The sequence below is a fragment of the Luteitalea pratensis genome, from assembly GCF_001618865.1.
Taxonomy (GTDB): Bacteria; Acidobacteriota; Vicinamibacteria; order Vicinamibacterales; family Vicinamibacteraceae; genus Luteitalea; species Luteitalea pratensis.
The window spans coordinates 3,076,133-3,092,806 of record NZ_CP015136.1 but is presented as its reverse complement, the minus strand read 5'-3'; the positions used below and the strand labels follow the sequence as shown (position 1 = coordinate 3,092,806).

Below are 16,674 nucleotides of genomic sequence, written 5' to 3'. Positions count from 1 at the left end.
GTGGAGTTGCCCACGCGGCGGTCCGTCGCTCAGATGTCCTTCAGGATGTTCGCCACGTCGCGTGCGCCGTGCAGGACGGCCACAACCGTCAGCGGCTCACTGGCGGGGTCGTACACGACCAGGTAGGAGTAGACGCTCCAGAACTTGAGAGGACGGTTCGTCAGATCCTCACGGGCGTGGCCAATGCCTGGCTGCGTCGCCACCAGGACGAACGTGTCCTCCAGTGCGAGCACGACCTTCAGCGCCACGTCGATACTGTCAGCGGCAATGAAATCAGCGATGGCCGCGACATCCGCCTCGGCCTGCGCCGTAAGACGGTACGCCTGGCTCACGCGCGCTTCTTCGAACGAGTCGACAGGCGCTGTTTGATGCGCGTCAACGCGGCTGGGCCATCAACCAGGCGCCCAGCCTGCGCCTCCAGCCAGCCTCGTTCGATCTGCTCGCGCCAGCGGAGCCGGACCTCGTCCTGCTCCTTCAACAGGCGAAGGCCCTCCCTCACGACCTCGCTGGCATTGTTGTAGAGACCGCTCTCGACCTTGGCGTCGACGAATTGTTCCAGCTCAGCCGTCAATGACACGTTCATGGCATCCTCAATAACAGAGTTTAGCAATGTCTGTGGCCGCCGGCACGCCACGCGATCGAGCCAGGAGCCAGCGAGACCAGCCTGGGACTCGAACTCGCCTTCGTCGCGCCAACCCACTGACATCGTGGGATGTCAGCCAGATCCTGCGGTCTCGACTCCGATCAGGCACGGAAGGGAGCACGAGGGATCGATCCCGCCAAATGCTTGTGAAAGAATAGCTTGGAGCGCCTTGAGGTGATTGGCTGGGTGTTAGGGACGATTTCCGCAGCTGGCTCATCCGTGCAGCGTGACCTTCTGGTCTCCCAGCCCCGGACGCCCTGGCACAACCGCAGCGTGTCGATGAGGGGCGTTGGTGCATGGCTCAGCACCGGACTCACAGGTCCCCCAACTCGCGGCCTCGTCACCGACTGAATCGCCAACGACTCGGGCCTGCCAAGCGCGGTCATCCGATTCAGGACGCCGCACGCAGGGCTCGCCTCGGCCTCCCGACCACCTCGACTCCGTGTTCGTGTGCGCGATGTCGGTCACGCGAGATCGTCACCGTGCGCGCGTCGTGCCGTCGGTCAACCCTTGTCGGCGCGCAGCAGCTCGCGCGCGATCCATGCCCTTGCCAGCCTCCAGTCGGGCATCACCGTCTGCCCGGCTCTCTACTGCGAAGGGGTCGGGCTCGCGGTTCGCCTGAAGCCACAGCGCACGATCAGCGCTTCGAAACGAGGATCGGCGCGGTAAGCATCCCATTTCGGGTCCACCGGCAGATAGATCAGGTGCATATCGCGCGCATCGTAGGCACGCTCGAGCCAGACAAAGGCGGATTCTCGCTGCGCGAGGCCTGCGTTGATCAGGGCCATCGCGTATGGAGGTACGTACCTGGTCTTGGAGACGGCTTCGAGCGTCCGGAGCATCGCGCGCGCCTCGTCAGCCCGGCCAGTCTTCGCCAGGATGTACGCCCGCAGGGAGAGAGGCTTGCTGTTCTCACCAGAGAACCTGGCCGCAGTGGTCAACGCCTCCAGCGCCGACGCGTGCTCGCCCAGCTGCTCCAGCGCTTGTCCTCGCGCCATGTGGCCTATCCAGAGTTCCGGGTCGAGGACGATGGCTTGCTGCGCGTAGTCGAGCGCCGCGCGATAGTCGCGCGCCTGGAACGCGACCTGCGACGACAGCCCGGGCATGATCGCCGAGAGCGGATCGAGCTCGCGTGCGCGGCGCGTCGAGCGCTGCGCCTCGCCGTGGCGGCCCATCTGCGACAGCACGTGTCCGAGAGTCAGGTGTGTGTGCGCCGCTCCGGGGTCGAGTGTCAGCGCACGTCGAAAGCTCGCTTCCGCCGCCGGCCACTCCCACTCGCAACACCACTGCAGGTACGCGAGCGCCGACTGCGCCTCGGCTGTGGCAGGACCCGTCGCGACTGCCCGTGCCGCCGCGTCGCGAGCTCTGGCAAGCACGGCGGAAGGCGACGCGTCGCTGTTGATGATGCTGGCCGCGAGCGCCCGCGCGATCGCTGACCAGGCCAGCGCGTAGTCTGGGTCGAGTTCGGTGGCTCGAGTGTAGTACTCGATTGCACGGCGGTTGGTCACCGGCGTGCGCTGATTCTCGAAGTTGCGCCCCCGCAGGTACAGGTCATACGCGTCAGGGCTCACGGTCTGTCGACGCGTCAGTATCTCGAGGCGGCCGGTGGAGAGCCGGAGACGGATCTGCTCGGCGATGGCGGTGCTCAACTCGTGCTGCAGGCTCAGCAGGCTCATCGGCTCGCGGTCGTAGGACTGGGACCACACCTGCACCTGGTCGCGCACACGCACGAGCGTGGACGTCACGCGCAACCGGTTGTCCTCGACCTGAAGGGAGCTCTCGACGAGGTAGTCGGCGGCGAGTTCTCGTCCGATCTCGGCTGCGGACTTCGTTGTGCCCTTGTACCGCCTGGTCGAGCTGCGGGCGACCACGCCCATCTGCTCTGGATCGATTTGCCCAAGGGACGTGGCCGTCTCCTCAGCGAGGCCTTCGGCCAGGTACTCGCGTGCGGGATCGCCACTGAGGTTGGTGAACGGCAGCACGGCGAGCGTCAGCGGCGAGGCACGAGGACCCGCGTCGCGTGGCGTCCGCGCCCAGATGAGGACGCCGACCAGAAGGCCCAGCATCAGGCCGAATGCGAGGCCGCGGTACTGGAACGCTGCGCGATGGGGCGCCGGAGGCTCGACTTCGGTGGCCGGATGGACCACGGCCGCCGCAGCGGCAGACGCGATCGCGTCGCCATCGTCCACAGGACGCGGCAGACCCGCCGCCGTGGCGATCGCGAACGGCGCCTCACCGACGGCGAGCGCGCTCGCCGCGACAAGCGAGGGCCCCGCAACAGCCGCATCGGATGCGGTCGCCTCCGCCGCTGGCTGAGACCTGGCCAGGCCGGCAGCCGTGACCGGCGCGCCATGGACCTCTACGGTTGCGATGAAACGGTAGCCTTTGCCGGACACCGTCTCCACGAACTTGGGCGCGTCGGGCGAATCGCGCAGCGCCTGGCGGACCTTGCGAATCGCCGAGTGCACCCCCGTCTCGACGTCGACAAAGACGTCCTTGCCCCAGAGCCGATCGACGATCTCACTCCGCAACACGAGCTGGCCTCGCCGTTGGACGAGCAGCAACAGCAGGTCCATCGGTTGCCGCTCGATCCGCACGGGACGTCCGTGCCGACGCAGCTCGTAGGCGCCGACGTCCAGTTCGTAGTCACCAAACCGATAAATGTCCGGGGAATCGGAAGTCAGCATCCGGGCGTGGCCTCGGAGTCTCGTACAAGAGCCTCAAAGGGCCGCAACCTCCACCCTATCTTCGCTTTTCCGAGTCAGGAAACCATCAGATTTTCTCCAGCACCGCGCCATGGTCAAACGACCGTCCGGCCTCCGAAGATGGTTCGCACGTCGGCGCTGCGTTCCAGATCCACTGGAGCCCAACACCGACGGGGCGTTGAGACGTCGACACAAGACGTCACGAAAGGACATGCCATGACAGCCACACGGTTCACTCGGATCTCCGGTATGACGCTGGTCGGCGTGCTCACGCTGGCAGGCAGCACGGTTCTGGGCTCCGGAGCAACGACGCAGGAAGAGGGCCGCGGAACACTCGAAGGCACCTGGCTGAATCAGGTCAAGATCGTGACCTGCTCGCCTGCGCCGTTTGCGGTCATCGCAACCGTCCAGAGCATGACCACCTACATGCACGGCGGCGTCCTGATCGAAGGCGGCGGCCCGCCCGCTCCGCCGCCGGCCGCCTCGCGAAGCGCGGGGCACGGCATATGGGAGCGCACGGGAGGTCACACGTTTCTCGTGTTCTTCCGTTCCCACAGTTTCGACAATCTGGGTCGGCACGTCAGAATCACCGAAGTGACAAGCCATCCAACCCTCATTCAGGGAGACAATCCTGACACGCCTGATTTTGTTGAGCCTTACTATCTCAGCGGGGATGGAACCAACACGATCACGAACCTCAACCCCGTCGATGGCACGGTGATCAGCGTGACGGAAGGCTGTAACACAGCGACGTCGGCACCTTTGTTGTTCTGAGACCAGCCAGGAACAGTGCCGAGGCACCAGCATGTGCGGGTGCGCTCGGTTGGCAACCCCTCCGCGGCAAGGCTGCGGCGACGCGGCGTTGTCCGAGACGTCGAGAGCACGCATGGTCCCTGTTCGGCCCTTCGGTTCACGCCCAGGAGGTCCCACGGCTGGTGTCAATGATGTGCTTGCGGCCAATCGCGCCGCCGTCATCGACCTTGTCGCGGCTGCGGAGAGATCAGCGACGACTTGGACTACGCCGTGTGCGCCGGGGAAGTGGTCGCCGAGCCAGGTAGTCGAGCATGTGGCGCGTGGCTTGGAAGAAGCGGCCAACGTCGTTTCTGGGGCTCCGTCGTCGATCCCGATGCCCCCGCTTTCCTGCGCCCGCTGCTCAGACTGTACTTCAACCGGATCTTGAAGGAGGGCGTGTTTCCGACTGGGTGGAAGGCCCACAAGGCGATGAACCCTGCTAGCGGACCGGCCACGCCGGCTCAGGCGCGCGTCCGCCTGGAAGGGGCGTTCGCCAGGTTCGACCAGGAATGTCGTAGACGGGTCGCCAGTGGCCAACACTTCGTGAGCACAGGTTTCGGTACGGTGTCGGTCGAAGACCTCGTGAGGTATAGCGCGATGCACACTCGCCACCATTGCAAACAGATGCCCGGCGCAACCTGAAGACCGCCACGCTCCAAAGGCGTCCTGAAACGTGTCGGCGTCGGCCAGCCGACGAAACACCAGCCTGGGATTCGAACTCGCCGCGACCGTCGCCGACGTGCTCGCGGCTTGATTCGGGACAACTGATTGACACAGCGCATGTCTATCGATGGCGTGAACCGGCTCTGCTAGCGATGGATCAGCTCCGGTCGTAAAACGGCGGCGGCTCGATTCGCCCGCAGGTATACGTACGCCTGGCCCCGATGATGGACCTCATTGTCGATCCAGTACAGCAACAGCCGGGTGAACCGGGATCGCTCATGCTCGGGACGTCAGAGCGCCTGGCGCCTGAGCCGGAGCGCGTTGCCGATAACCGACACCGAGCTGAACGTCATCGCCGCGCTGGCAATGATCGGGCTCAGCAACACGCCGAAGGTGGGATACAGCACACCGGCGGCCACCGGCACGCCGAGCACGTTGTAGATGAACGCGAAGAACAGGTTCTGCCGGATATTGCGCATCGTGGCCCGACTGAGGCGCCTGGCCCGCACCAGCCCGCGCAGGTCACCCTGGACGAGGGTGACGCCGGCGCTCTCCATGGCCACATCGGTGCCGGTGCCCATCGCGATACCGACGTCAGCCTGGGCGAGTGCCGGAGCGTCGTTGATGCCATCCCCCGCCATGGCCACCCGCCTGCCCTCGGCCTGGAGTCGCTTGACCACATCAGCCTTCTGATTGGGCAGGACCTCCGCTTCGACTGTGTCAATGCCGACAGACCGGGCGACGGCCTCGGCGGTGACGCGGCTGTCGCCCGTAAGCATCACGATCCGCAGCCCCTCGTCGTGCAGGGCCTTGATGGCTTCGACGGTCGTGGCCTTGATGCGATCGGCCACGCCGATCAGGCCGGCATACGCGCCGTCCACCGCCACGAACATCACGGTCTCACCGTTGCGCCGCAACGCATCCGCGCGTTCGGGCGATGCCACTGTCGCACCTGCCTCGGACAACATCGCGACGTTGCCGATCGCGACGGTCCTGCCGTCCACGGTGCCGACCACGCCTTTGCCTGTCACCGACCGGAACTCGGTGACAGGTCCAGTTCGAACGCCGCGCTCCTCGGCCCCGCGAACGATGGCTTCCGCGAGCGGGTGCTCGCTCACCTTTTCGAGACTCGCGACGAGTCGCAACAGCATGAGCTCGTCAAACGGCGACTCTGGGACCAGCGTCGTCAGGGCCGGCTTGCCCTCGGTGAGGGTACCGGTCTTGTCCACGACGACCGTGTCGACCCTTTCCATCACTTCGAGCGCCTCGGCATTGCGCAACAGCACGCCGAGTTCTGCGCCTCGCCCCGTGCCGACCATGATCGACATCGGCGTGGCCAGGCCGAGCGCGCACGGGCAGGCGATGATCAACACCGCAACGGCGTTGACGAGTGCGTGGGCCAGTCGAGGCTCGGGTCCCCACACCGCCCAAACGACGAACGTGACGAGTGCCACCACGATGACAATCGGCACGAACCAGCCGGAGACGGTGTCCGCCAGCCGCTGGATCGGCGCGCGCGACCGTTGCGCCTCGCCCACCAGCCGCACGATCTGCGCAAGCAGCGTGTCGTTGCCAACGCGCTGCGCCTCCATCACGAACGTGCCGGTGCCGTTGACCGTGCCGCCGGTCACTTTGCTCATGCTGGCCTTCTCGACCGGAATCGGCTCGCCCGTCACCATGGACTCGTCGACCGTGGTGGTCCCTTCGATGACCACGCCATCGACAGGCACGCGCTCGCCTGGCCGCACGCGAAGGCGATCGCCGACCTGCACGTCCTCGAGCGCCACGTCCCGCTCGGCGCCGGCGGCGTCGATGCGTCTCGCGGTCGTCGGTGTCAGGCCCAACAGCTTCCTGATGGCCGAACTGGTGCGGCTGCGAGCCCGTAGTTCCAGCACCTGGCCGAGGAGGACGAGGACGACGATGACCGCGGCCGGCTCGAAGTAGACGCCGACCTGATCGCCGTGGGTCCGCAACGATGCGGGAAACAGCCCAGGGGCGAGGGTCGCGACCACGCTGAAGACGTACGCGGCCCCGACGCCCAGCGCGATGAGCGTGAACATGTTCAGGTGGCGGTGAACGACAGACGCCCAGCCGCGCGCGAAGAACGGCCAGCCACCCCACAGGACGACGGGTGTCGCCAGCAGGAACTGCGAGCATGTCATCGCCGCCGGCGGTAGTGCATGTTGGAGCGGTTGCCCCGGCAGGAACTCCGACACCATGAACGCGAGCATCGGAGTCGTCAGGACGACGGACCACCGGAACCGACGCGACATGTCGTCGAGCTCCGGGTTCTGCTCTTCGAGGGAGACGACGCGCGGTTCCAGGGCCATCCCGCAGATCGGGCACGACCCCGGCTCCTCCCGCACGATCTCCGGGTGCATCGGGCAGGTCCACTCGGTCTTCGTCAGCGGCGCGGCCGACACCGGCTCGAGCGCCATGCCGCACTTGGGACACGTCCCTGGGCCGACCTGTCGGACCTCCGGATCCATAGGGCACGTGTACTCGCGGGAGTCTTCGTGCGCGTGCACGAGCGTCTGCGTCTCGACGGCCCGTGAGGTCAGATATGTCTCAGGCGATGCCTGGAACTTGTCGAGGCAACTCTGGCTGCAGAAGTGGTACGTCTGCCCCTGGTACTGGCTCGTCCCCGCAGCCCTGATGGGGTCCACCTGCATGCCGCACACCGGATCGTTCATTGGGCGACCTCCTTCTACCCTCCTTCACGCAGCCGCGGCCGTTTCATTACACGTGCCGTTCCCTAATGTTTTGCGCACGAACAGTCGACGCAGCCGTGCTCAGCGCACGTGCCACAGGACGCCGCGACCTGCCGCCGCAGCGCCACTCGCGCCCGGAAAAGCCGAACGCCGGCGTTGGACGGCGTCAGACCCGCCGATTCAGCGAATGCCTTGACTGGGGTGTCCTCGACATCAACCGCCTGGAGCACCTGGGCGTACTGCGGTTTCAGGGTCCTGGCCAGACGCCCGACGCACGCGCAAATTTCGCGGTGCAGGTCGTCAGGAGGCTGGGTCACGTCGACCAGTTCCTGCGCGAACGCGGCCAAGGCCCGCTCCTCGACGCCCTTGCGACGATGGCGGTCGATCGCGGCATTCCGCAGCACGCGATAGAACCACGGCACCAGGCCTTCGTCCGGCATCTCGGACAGCCGGTCCAGGTTGCGCGTGAACGCCTCCTGCAAGAGGTCTTCAGCGACTGCCCGGTCGCCAACCCGCTGCTCTAGGAACCGCAGGAAGGCCCGGTGGTTCTCGACGAGCACCTGGGCGATTCGCGAGCGGTCGTCCGCGGAACCTGGCTCCGCGCTGCGGGTCTCCTTCATGTCGGCAGTATAGGCAGCAGCGATGTGCCTCGACGCCAAGACTCGGCCCCCCCTGCTGCCTATCGTGACCGGTCAGCGCCGACGCTAATCGGATTGCGGAACTATCAGCACCAACGGCGCTGCCATCGACGAACGAACCTGACTGCGTCGCCATGGTGTACTCCGCGGGAAGAACCAGCACCTGAGCACCATGCACGAACACAGCCCGCCGACGACGGGCGCGGCCGTGCGGGCGAACACGTCGGCGCCAATGCGAGACTCCCAGAGCAGGGGCAGCGACCTCAGCACGATGGTCGCGACGCTCGGGAACACACGGTCCGACCACGTCGCACCGGAGAGGCTGTACCACATTGCGTCTGGTCTGTCAGCGCTGGTTGAGGAACGCATGAATGGCGGTCTTGACGGACGCGACCAGGGATGCCGGCACGTTCGGCGTCGGCAACTGACGGCAGATCGCCAGCGTGCGCTTCAGCGTCTCGCAGGCCTCGCGGCAGTGATGGCATTGCACGAGATGGGCCTCCATCGCCGCGCACACGCCCGGCTCGATCTCGCCTTCGAGATGTTGTGAAAAGAGGGTCAGGACATCAGGACACAGCACTCCGCGTGGTGATGCGATGGATGGCCGCCCCAGCGCCGGCGCAAGCTCCCCACGGACGGTGAGCCTCGCCCGATGCAGTCGGCTCTTGACGGCCGCGACACTGACGCCCAGGATCTTGGCCACTTCTGGCGCCGATACCCCTTCGACGTCTCGCAGCACCAACACTTCGCGCTGAGAGGGATCCAGTGTGGCGATGGCTTGCGCGAGAGCGGTCGCAAGTTCCCGGTTGGTTGCTGTTTGCTCCGGCGTCGGCCCCGGATCGGCGAGGTGTTGGGCAACGTCGGTTGCCGGGGCGTCCAGCGACTCTTCTCGCGTAGGCGCGAACTTGCTGCGGCGCCGCTTCTTGATGCAGAACCGGCGCGCCATCGTGTACAGCCAGGTGGAGACCGAGGAGTCGCCACGGAAGTCATGGACGGAGCGAGCCATCGAGATGAGGCTCTCCTGTGCGACATCGCCGGCATCTTCTACATTGCCGCACATCGTCAGGCCAAACCGGTACAGGTGCGGTTGGTATCGCACGAGCAACGTCTCGAGCGCCGCGCTGTCGCCCTGGCGCGCGGCCGACAACAGTGCGTCATCGGTCGGCGATCCGGCCGCAGAGCTCGTCGGAATATCCGCACCCATCGATGAAATTCTCACACGACTCTTCTCTGCTCGCCCTCGCACTTCGTCATGCGGTGACATGACAGCCGACCGCAACTCCTCCCTGTAGAACCGTTTGTACGGGAGACTCCCTCGTCACACGTGTCCTCCGGACCAGGTATGCATCTGTCTGAACCCTTTGTGCGTCCTGGGGCTCTTACCAGCCGTGGACGTGGAACGAGGAGATCACATCGTGACGGGTGGGCGCCTTCGCACATGGGCCGGGCTGGTTGTGCTGTGCATGGGAGGCGCGGGGCTGGGTACGGCCTTCGCACAGACCCCCTTGACCCTCGAGGACGCCATCAGGCGCGCCCAGGGCGACACTAGCGATGCCCGGGCGTTGGCGTCGTCGATCGAGGAGGCGCACGCCCGTATCCAGCGGGCGCAGGCAGGGTACTGGCCGCGGGTCGACCTGGCCGAGACGATCCAGCGCGGCAACCAGCCGGTCTACGTCTTCAGTTCGCTGCTTTCGCAGCGGCGGTTCACCGCCGCCAACTTCGCGATTCCCGAACTCAATCATCCTGACCCCATCACGAATACGCGCACGGTGGTTTCACTGGAGCAGCCGGTCTACAACGCTGGCTTGACGCGGCTCGGCGTGCAGGCGGCGACGTTGGAGCGCGACCTGGCCACAGCGACCCGTGATACGGCGCGGCAGGACCTGGGCTTCCGGGCAGCGCAGGCCTTCGTGCGGGTGCTGCAACTCGAGGCGAACGTTCGGGCTGCGGACGCGGCGGTGACAGCGGCGGAGAGCGATCGCCAACGGGCTCATGCTCGCCGCGAGGTCGGCCTCGTCACCGACGCAGATGTCCTGGCCGTCGACGTGCAACTGGCGGACATGCGTCAGCGGCACATTGCCGCGGCCGGGGACCTCGACGTTGGTCGTCTCCAGCTCGCCGAAGCCGTCGGTCTGCCGCTGACCGCCTCGATTGTGCCGATTCGTCCTGCTTCCCGGCCTGCGCCTGCCGACGGCGATGCCCTCGTCCAGGAGGCGCTCACAAGGCACCCGCAGCTCCTGCAGTCCAGCATCCAGCTTCAACTTGCCGAGAACGCGCGGCGCACTGCACGCGCCGGGCTGTTGCCCACGGTAAGCCTCCAAGGTGGCTGGGAGTTCAACGGTGCGACGCTCGGCGCCCAGCAATCGAGCTGGGTGTTTGGCGCGGAGGTGCGCGTGAACGTCTTCCGCGGGTTCGCCGACTCGGCGCGCACGACCGAAGCAAAACATGCGCACGCGCGCGCGATTGCCGAGCGCGAACGCGTGGAGCGACGAATCGAACTGGGCGTGCGCGGGGCGCTCACCCAATTCGCTGCCGCACGCGCCCGAGAAGAGGCCGGACGCACAGCGCTGAGGCAGGCTCGCGAGTCGCAGCGCATCATCCGCGATCGATATGAGGGCGGGCTGGCCACCGTGACCGACGTGCTGCGAGCCGCCGAGGCGGCGCTGGAGGCAGAGTCGCGGGCCACCAACGCCGACATGGACGTGATTCTGCAGACCGTGGCGCTCGAGCGTGCTCTCGGGAGGATCTAGAAACGAAGTTCGCCGAGCCAATGGACGTGATGGTCATGAATCGACTGATTGGAATCCTCGTGTGCGGTGTTCTGGCGGCCGGTGTGTCCGCCTGCGGCAGGGCCGAGGACCGGCCCCGGGCAAAGGCAAGGGAGCCGATGCCGGTCACCGTCACTCCTGTGGCGGCGATCGCCACGGCCGAGCGGCTCGAAGCCGGTGGCGTTGTGGCCGCACCGCAATCCGCAGCAATCTCGAGTCGACTCGTCGCGACGATTGCCGCCATCCACGTCAATGCCGGAGACCGGGTTCGCACCGGTGCCGGATTGATCACGCTGGATGCCCGGGATATCACGGCACACACGGGGCAGGCGCAGGCCAGCGCCGTCGCCGCCGACAAGGCACTGACGCACGCGCGAGCGGAGCGGAGTGCGGCCGAGGCCGAACATCGCGTCGCCGCGGCATGGCAGAAGCGCATCGCGATGCTGCATGCGCGCAATTCGGCCACCGATCAAGAACGTGACGAAGCGGATGCCCGTCTCTCGGTGGCAGCGGCGCGCCTCGCGGGGACCGAGGCGGGCATCGAAGGCGCCGATGCGCAGCTCGCATCGGCACGGGCCGCGGTCGGCGTCGCCACGGCAACCGAATCCTTCACGACCGTGCGGGCCCCGTTCGACGGTCTGGTGACCGAGCGCCTCACCGATCCAGGCAACCTGGCCGCGCCCGGCGTCCCACTTCTCAGACTCGAGTCCGACGGGGCGCGGCAGGTCGTCGTCCGCGTCGATGAGGCCCGCGCGGCGTACGTCCACCCTGGTGACCAGGTGACCGTCGTGATCGATGCAGCCGCCGCACATGCCGCGGAGGCATACGGACTCGAAGCTGTCGTCACCGAGGTGGCGCGTGCCGTTGGTGCGGACCAGCGGGCCTTTACCGTCAAGGTCAGCCTTCCGCCAACGGTAACGGCTCGGACAGGCAGCTTTGCCCGCGTCGTGTTCCGCGGCGCGCCCCGGCAGGCCCTGCTCGTTCCGGCACACGCGATTCAGCGGCACGGCCAGGTGTTGTCGGTCTATGTGGTGCACGATGGCGTGGCCAGGCTGCGCCTCATCCGCGTCGGCCCTTCATCGTCGGAAGGCGTCGAAGTGCTCGCCGGCCTCGAAGCCGGTGAATCGATCGTCGTCTCGCCGCTGGCGCGCCTGGTCGACGGAGCCGCCGTCACGGTCGGGAAGCTGCCGACTCGGCCAGGGGGTGCGTCATGACCGCGCACCTCGGTCTTGCCGGACGCCTGGCAGCCACGTTCATTCCGTCGAAACTGACGCCGCTGGTGATTGTCGGGTCGGTGGCGCTCGGCGCGTTCGCGATCGCGGCGCTCCCACGCGAAGAAGAGCCCCAGATCATCGTCCCGATGGTCGACGTCTTCGTGGCGTTGCCGGGCGCGTCGCCGGCGGAAGTGGAACAGCGCGTCACGCGCCCCATGGAGAAGCTGCTGTGGGAAGTGCCCGGCGTCGAGTACCTCTACTCCACTTCGAGTCCCGGGCAGTCCATCGTCATCGTCCGCTTCCTCGTGGGTGAGGACGAGGAACGGGCGCTCGTACGTCTCAACCAGAAACTGCAGGCGAATTTCGATCGCATTCCCCCAGGCGCGTCGTCGCCGATGGTGAAGCCACGCTCGATTGATGACGTGCCGATTGCCGCAGTGACGCTGTGGGGACACGGCTACGAGGACGATGACCTTCGGAGCCTCGCCGCGCAGTTGAGCGAGGCCCTCGCCGAGGTGCCGGACGTGTCGGAAGTAACGCTGCTTGGCGGACGCCCGCGCGAGATCGGCGTGGAACTGGACCCGGCGAGGCTGGCTGCCGCCACGATCGATCCCGTGCTGGTGGCGCGGACGCTCGAAGCTGCCAACACCCGAACCACCGGTACCGGTCCCCTATCGGCCGGTGACGTCACCCGACTGGAAAGCGGTCACCACCTGGACACTGTCAGCGCCTTGCGAGACGTTGTCATCTCGGCGCAGAACGATCGTTCGATCCGGTTGAGCGATGTCGCGCGCGTCACCGATGCCGATGCCCCGCCGACGTCGTACGTCCGCTTCTACCCGCGCGACGGCGGCGCGCATCCCGCGGTCACGCTGGCCGTGGCGAAGCGCAAGGGCGCAAACGCCATCACCGTCGCGCATCAGGTCGAGGCCAAGCTGACGGCGGTACGGCCGGTGCTCCTGCCCGGCAATCTGAACGTCACGGTCACGAGAAACTACGGTGAGACGGCCGCGGAGAAATCCAACGAGCTTCTCTACCACATGTTCCTTGCCGTCGTGTCGGTCTCGCTCCTCATCGCGCTGGCGCTCGGACTCAGGGAGGCCATCGTCGTCCTGATCACGATTCCGGTCACGCTCGCCCTCACGCTGTTCGCATTCTGGGCCTATGGATACACGCTGAACCGGATCACGCTCTTTGCCTTGATCTTCTCCATCGGCATCCTCGTGGACGATGCGATCGTTGTCGTGGAGAACATCGTCCGGCACGCCCGCCTGAGACACGAGGGCGGCGCGGGTCTCGTCACCGTTGCGGTCCGCGCCGTCGATGAGGTCGGCAATCCGACGATTCTTGCGACCCTCACGGTCGTCGCCGCGATTCTGCCGATGGCGTTCGTCGGCGGCCTGATGGGCCCCTACATGCGCCCGATTCCGGTGGGCGCGTCGGCGGCGATGCTGTTCTCGCTGGCGGCCGCGTTCATGGTCACCCCGTGGGCCGCAGCCCGCCTGCTTCGGGCCGACAGCGCACACGGTCCGGCGCCAGAGGGCGCGGCCACCCGGCTGTATCGTCGCGGGATGACCGGCCTCATCGGGAACGGCCGTACGCGGCTGGCATTCCTGGCCGGCCTCTCCGTCCTGCTCCTTGCGTCGATGGCGCTCGTGCCGCTCAAGCTGGTCACCGTCAAGATGCTGCCCTTCGACAACAAGAGCGAGTTCCAGGTGATCGTGGACATGCCCGAGGGAACGTCTCTCGAGCACACGGCTCGCGTCGCTTCGGAGCTCGCCCATGAAGTCCTGAAGGACGCGAACGTCGTCAATGTGCAGAGTTACGCAGGGCTGTCGTCTCCCTACAACTTCAACGGCCTGGTACGTCACTACTTTCTGCGTCGCGGCCCGCACCTCGCCGACCTTCAGGTCAACCTCGTCGCCAGGGACGAGCGCGGCGAACAGAGCCATGAGATCGCCAAGCGCGTGCGCGATCGGCTCGTGCCGATCGCACGACGGTTCAACGCCACGATTCAGGTATCAGAAGTCCCGCCGGGGCCACCGGTGTTGCAGACGCTCGTCGCGGAAATCTACGGTCCGGATGCGTCGCGCCGCCTGGAACTCGCCGCCCAGGTGAAGTCCGTGCTCGAGCAGACGCCAGGCGTCGTGGATGTCGATTGGTACGTCGCAGCGCCGCAGGCCAAGACGTCACTCGTCGTCGATGAGATGCGCGCAAGCGCCGCCGGCGTCATGGCTTCACACGTGTCGACGGCCGTCCAGATGGCGACCGACGGCCGAACCGTCGGCCTCCTGCACGATGCCAATGCGCGCGAGGAGGTGCCGATTGTCCTGCGGCTGCCACGCACGACTCAAGGATCGCTGGCCGCCGTGCGCGAGCTGCGCCTGGGCCCGAATCTCGTCGCCGTCGGCGAGCTGACGCGCGAAGAGACGCGCACGGAGGCCGACAGCCTGTACCACAAGAACCTCCTGCCCGTGACGTACGTGACCGGCGACCTTGCTGGCGCCTCCGAAAGCCCGGTGTACGCGATCCTGCGCATGAACAGTGTCATCGCGCAGATGACGCTACCGGAAGGATACGCGTTCGACATCTACAACACGCGTCAGCCGTTCGACACGACGAAGTACGCCATGAAGTGGGACGGCGAATGGCACATCACGTACGAAGTCTTTCGCGACCTCGGACTGGCGTTTGCCGCCGTCCTCGTCCTCATCTACATCCTGGTCGTGTGGTGGTTCGAGGCGTTCGATGTGCCACTGACCATCATGGCGGCCATTCCGTTCTCGCTCGTCGGCATCCTGCCCGCACATGCGGCGATGGGGGCCTTCTTCACGGCCACGTCGATGATCGGCTTCATCGCCGGCGCCGGGATCGTCGTGCGGAACTCGATCATCCTGGTGGACTTCATCGAGATGCGACTGCGTGAAGGCATGCCGCTTGCCGAAGCCGTCGTGGACGCCGGCGCCGTCCGCTTCCGCCCGATGGCGTTGACGGCGGCGGCGGTGATCGTCGGGGCGGCCGTGATCCTCTTCGATCCGATCTTCCAGGGCCTGGCGATCTCCCTGATGGCGGGCGAAGTCGCGTCATTGCTGCTCTCGCGGGTCGCCGTCCCCGTCCTGTATTTCATGAGTCACCAGCAGCGTCATGCCATGGCTGCGTCCGCGGTGCCATCGCCAGCGGGAGCGCTGTCATGAGTCGAATCGCGGTCGCGAGGCTGCTGGCAGGAGTGACGTCGATGACGCCTCCGTGTGGGCGCTTACAGCGACACGCGCCTGGGCGCGATTGTCAGGTGCTGACCACGTCTGCCTGGCCGATCGTGTTCGTCTCGTCAACTGATGCAATTTTCCAGAGGAGTATGCCGTGACCGTCGAACGTGCGCTTCGTGTGATCGCAGGGGCCTTCGTGACCCTCAGTGTGTTGCTGGGCATCTACGTGAACGCGAACTTCCTGTGGTTCACGCTGTTCGTGGGAGTGAACCTGTTTCAGTCCGGCTTTACAGAATGGTGTCCGATGATGGTAATCCTGCGAAAGGGCGGCGTGCCAGACGCCATCGCGCCGCGAACGCCAGTCACACGTTCGCGATAACGCGACAGTGGTCGGGCGCGAACACCTGATGCTCAAGGGAGAACATGCGTGACAGCACCGATGACACGAAGTGATCATGGAGAGCGGCACCGCACTGAACGAATCGGCTGGCTGCGCGCCGCCGTCCTCGGCGCGAACGACGGCATCGTGTCGACCGCGAGCTTGATCGTGGGCGTGGCGGCGGCAAGTGGCCGTCGGGATGAGATTGTTGTCGCCGGCGTCGCCGGCATGGTGGCGGGTGCCATGTCGATGGCCGCAGGCGAATTCGTGTCGGTCAGCTCGCAGCTCGACACCGAGCGAGCCGACGTCGGACGTGAGCGAGAGGAGTTGGCCACGCAGCCTGAATTCGAGATGCAGGAACTCGCGGCGATCTACGTTGGACGAGGGCTGACACCAGAGCTCGCCGCTCAAGTCGCCGTCCAACTGATGGCACATGACGCACTGGCCGCGCACTCACGGGACGAGCTCGGCCTGTCCGAGGCCGTGGGCGCGCGCCCTGTCCAGGCCGCCGTCACATCGGCAGCGACATTCCTGGCGGGCGCCGCATTGCCTCTCGTCACCGCGTTCGGTACTCCGTCGCGATATGTGGTTCCTGTCGTGGCGGCAACGTCACTGCTGTGGCTGACAGCGCTCGGCGCCCTATCGGCGCGGACGGGCGGGGCACACGTGCTCAGGGCTTCGGCGCGGGTGGCCTTCTGGGGAGCCTTGGCGATGGGCCTTACCGCCGGCGTGGGTTGGCTATTCGGGACACTGGCGTAAGTCGACGCAGCCCGGCTACTTCCACGGACATTCTGGACTTTCCCGCGCGAGTTCTCGTCAGGTCGGAGGCGTGCTGACTGGCCCCGAGCAGGACGGCCACGCCGTCGCCGCCTCACGAGCAGGTGCCATCCAGTGCCTGGCGCACCAGCGATTCGCTGCGTCGATATGTTCGGCTAGAGTGGCCGCATGACGAGCA

The 16,674-nt window shown here is 66.4% G+C and carries 12 protein-coding genes and 1 pseudogene; 6 read left to right on the top strand and 7 right to left on the bottom strand.

Annotated features, from left to right (window positions below; genetic code table 11):
- Positions 1 to 29: 29 nt before the first annotated feature.
- From LuPra_RS12720 to LuPra_RS12710, 3 genes are all read right to left on the bottom strand, one after another.
- Positions 30 to 332 carry a type II toxin-antitoxin system RelE/ParE family toxin gene (locus tag LuPra_RS12720; protein WP_110171093.1) on the bottom strand — a complete coding sequence of 101 codons (303 nt, stop codon included), beginning with the start codon at positions 330 to 332 and terminating at the stop codon, positions 30 to 32.
- The gene (locus LuPra_RS12715) at positions 329 to 583 is read right to left on the bottom strand and encodes a type II toxin-antitoxin system ParD family antitoxin (RefSeq protein WP_110171092.1); all 255 of its coding nucleotides are present in this window, start codon (positions 581 to 583) and stop codon (positions 329 to 331) included. Before LuPra_RS12715 ends, LuPra_RS12720 begins: the two co-directional genes overlap by 4 nt.
- Positions 584 to 1,230: 647 nt before the next feature.
- Positions 1,231 to 3,330 carry a winged helix-turn-helix domain-containing tetratricopeptide repeat protein gene (locus LuPra_RS12710; protein ID WP_110171091.1) on the bottom strand — a complete coding sequence of 700 codons (2,100 nt, stop codon included), beginning with the start codon at positions 3,328 to 3,330 and terminating at the stop codon, positions 1,231 to 1,233.
- 234 nt (positions 3,331 to 3,564) lie between these two features.
- On the opposite strand from LuPra_RS12710, the gene LuPra_RS12705 reads away from it, so the two are divergent.
- Positions 3,565 to 4,122 (top strand): hypothetical protein, encoded by a 558-nt coding sequence (locus LuPra_RS12705; protein WP_234800862.1) that lies wholly within the window; start codon positions 3,565 to 3,567, stop codon positions 4,120 to 4,122.
- Between the two features lie 838 nt (positions 4,123 to 4,960).
- On the opposite strand, the pseudogene LuPra_RS34440 reads toward LuPra_RS12705, so the two are convergent.
- From LuPra_RS34440 to LuPra_RS12680, 4 genes and pseudogenes are all read right to left on the bottom strand, one after another.
- Positions 4,961 to 5,057 (bottom strand): annotated as a pseudogene (locus LuPra_RS34440) (DinB family protein); the annotation flags it as partial.
- Between the two features lie 36 nt (positions 5,058 to 5,093).
- A complete protein-coding gene (locus tag LuPra_RS12695) occupies positions 5,094 to 7,496 on the bottom strand; it encodes a heavy metal translocating P-type ATPase (RefSeq protein ID WP_110171089.1) in 2,403 nt (800 codons plus the stop codon).
- Positions 7,497 to 7,558: 62 nt separating this feature from the next.
- Positions 7,559 to 8,074, bottom strand: coding sequence for an RNA polymerase sigma factor (locus tag LuPra_RS12690; protein WP_237050908.1), 516 nt, complete (start codon positions 8,072 to 8,074; stop codon positions 7,559 to 7,561).
- Positions 8,075 to 8,498: 424 nt separating this feature from the next.
- Positions 8,499 to 9,356, bottom strand: coding sequence for a sigma-70 family RNA polymerase sigma factor (locus LuPra_RS12680; protein ID WP_110171086.1), 858 nt, complete (start codon positions 9,354 to 9,356; stop codon positions 8,499 to 8,501).
- Positions 9,357 to 9,567: 211 nt separating this feature from the next.
- On the opposite strand from LuPra_RS12680, the gene LuPra_RS12675 reads away from it, so the two are divergent.
- The 5 genes from LuPra_RS12675 to LuPra_RS12655 all read left to right on the top strand — a co-directional run bounded on the left by LuPra_RS12675 (position 9,568) and on the right by LuPra_RS12655 (position 16,478).
- A complete protein-coding gene (locus LuPra_RS12675; protein ID WP_157899091.1) occupies positions 9,568 to 10,902 on the top strand; it encodes a TolC family protein in 1,335 nt (444 codons plus the stop codon).
- A 137-nt stretch (positions 10,903 to 11,039) separates the two neighbouring features.
- Positions 11,040 to 12,134, top strand: coding sequence for an efflux RND transporter periplasmic adaptor subunit (locus LuPra_RS12670; RefSeq protein WP_234800861.1), 1,095 nt, complete (start codon positions 11,040 to 11,042; stop codon positions 12,132 to 12,134).
- Positions 12,131 to 15,328 (top strand): efflux RND transporter permease subunit, encoded by a 3,198-nt coding sequence (locus LuPra_RS12665; protein ID WP_110171083.1) that lies wholly within the window; start codon positions 12,131 to 12,133, stop codon positions 15,326 to 15,328. Before LuPra_RS12670 ends, LuPra_RS12665 begins: the two co-directional genes overlap by 4 nt.
- A 166-nt stretch (positions 15,329 to 15,494) precedes the next feature.
- Positions 15,495 to 15,719, top strand: a complete 225-nt coding sequence (locus tag LuPra_RS12660) for a YgaP family membrane protein (RefSeq protein ID WP_110171082.1) — start codon at positions 15,495 to 15,497, stop codon at positions 15,717 to 15,719.
- 60 nt (positions 15,720 to 15,779) lie between these two features.
- Positions 15,780 to 16,478: a VIT1/CCC1 transporter family protein gene (locus LuPra_RS12655; protein WP_110171081.1), complete on the top strand. Its 699-nt coding sequence runs from the start codon at positions 15,780 to 15,782 to the stop codon at positions 16,476 to 16,478.
- Positions 16,479 to 16,674: the final 196 nt, after the last annotated feature.

Excerpts from the sequence above, each read along its gene's own strand:
- LuPra_RS12715 (WP_110171092.1), bottom strand. The coding sequence starts at position 583 with ATGAACGTGTCATTGACGGCTGAGCTGGAACAATTCGTCGACGCCAAG.
- LuPra_RS12710 (WP_110171091.1), bottom strand. The coding sequence starts at position 3,330 with ATGCTGACTTCCGATTCCCCGGACATTTATCGGTTTGGTGACTACGAA.
- LuPra_RS12705 (WP_234800862.1), top strand. The coding sequence starts at position 3,565 with ATGACAGCCACACGGTTCACTCGGATCTCCGGTATGACGCTGGTCGGC.
- LuPra_RS12695 (WP_110171089.1), bottom strand. The coding sequence starts at position 7,496 with ATGAACGATCCGGTGTGCGGCATGCAGGTGGACCCCATCAGGGCTGCG.
- LuPra_RS12680 (WP_110171086.1), bottom strand. The coding sequence starts at position 9,356 with ATGGGTGCGGATATTCCGACGAGCTCTGCGGCCGGATCGCCGACCGAT.
- LuPra_RS12670 (WP_234800861.1), top strand. The coding sequence starts at position 11,040 with ATGCCGGTCACCGTCACTCCTGTGGCGGCGATCGCCACGGCCGAGCGG.
- LuPra_RS12665 (WP_110171083.1), top strand. The coding sequence starts at position 12,131 with ATGACCGCGCACCTCGGTCTTGCCGGACGCCTGGCAGCCACGTTCATT.
- LuPra_RS12655 (WP_110171081.1), top strand. The coding sequence starts at position 15,780 with ATGACACGAAGTGATCATGGAGAGCGGCACCGCACTGAACGAATCGGC.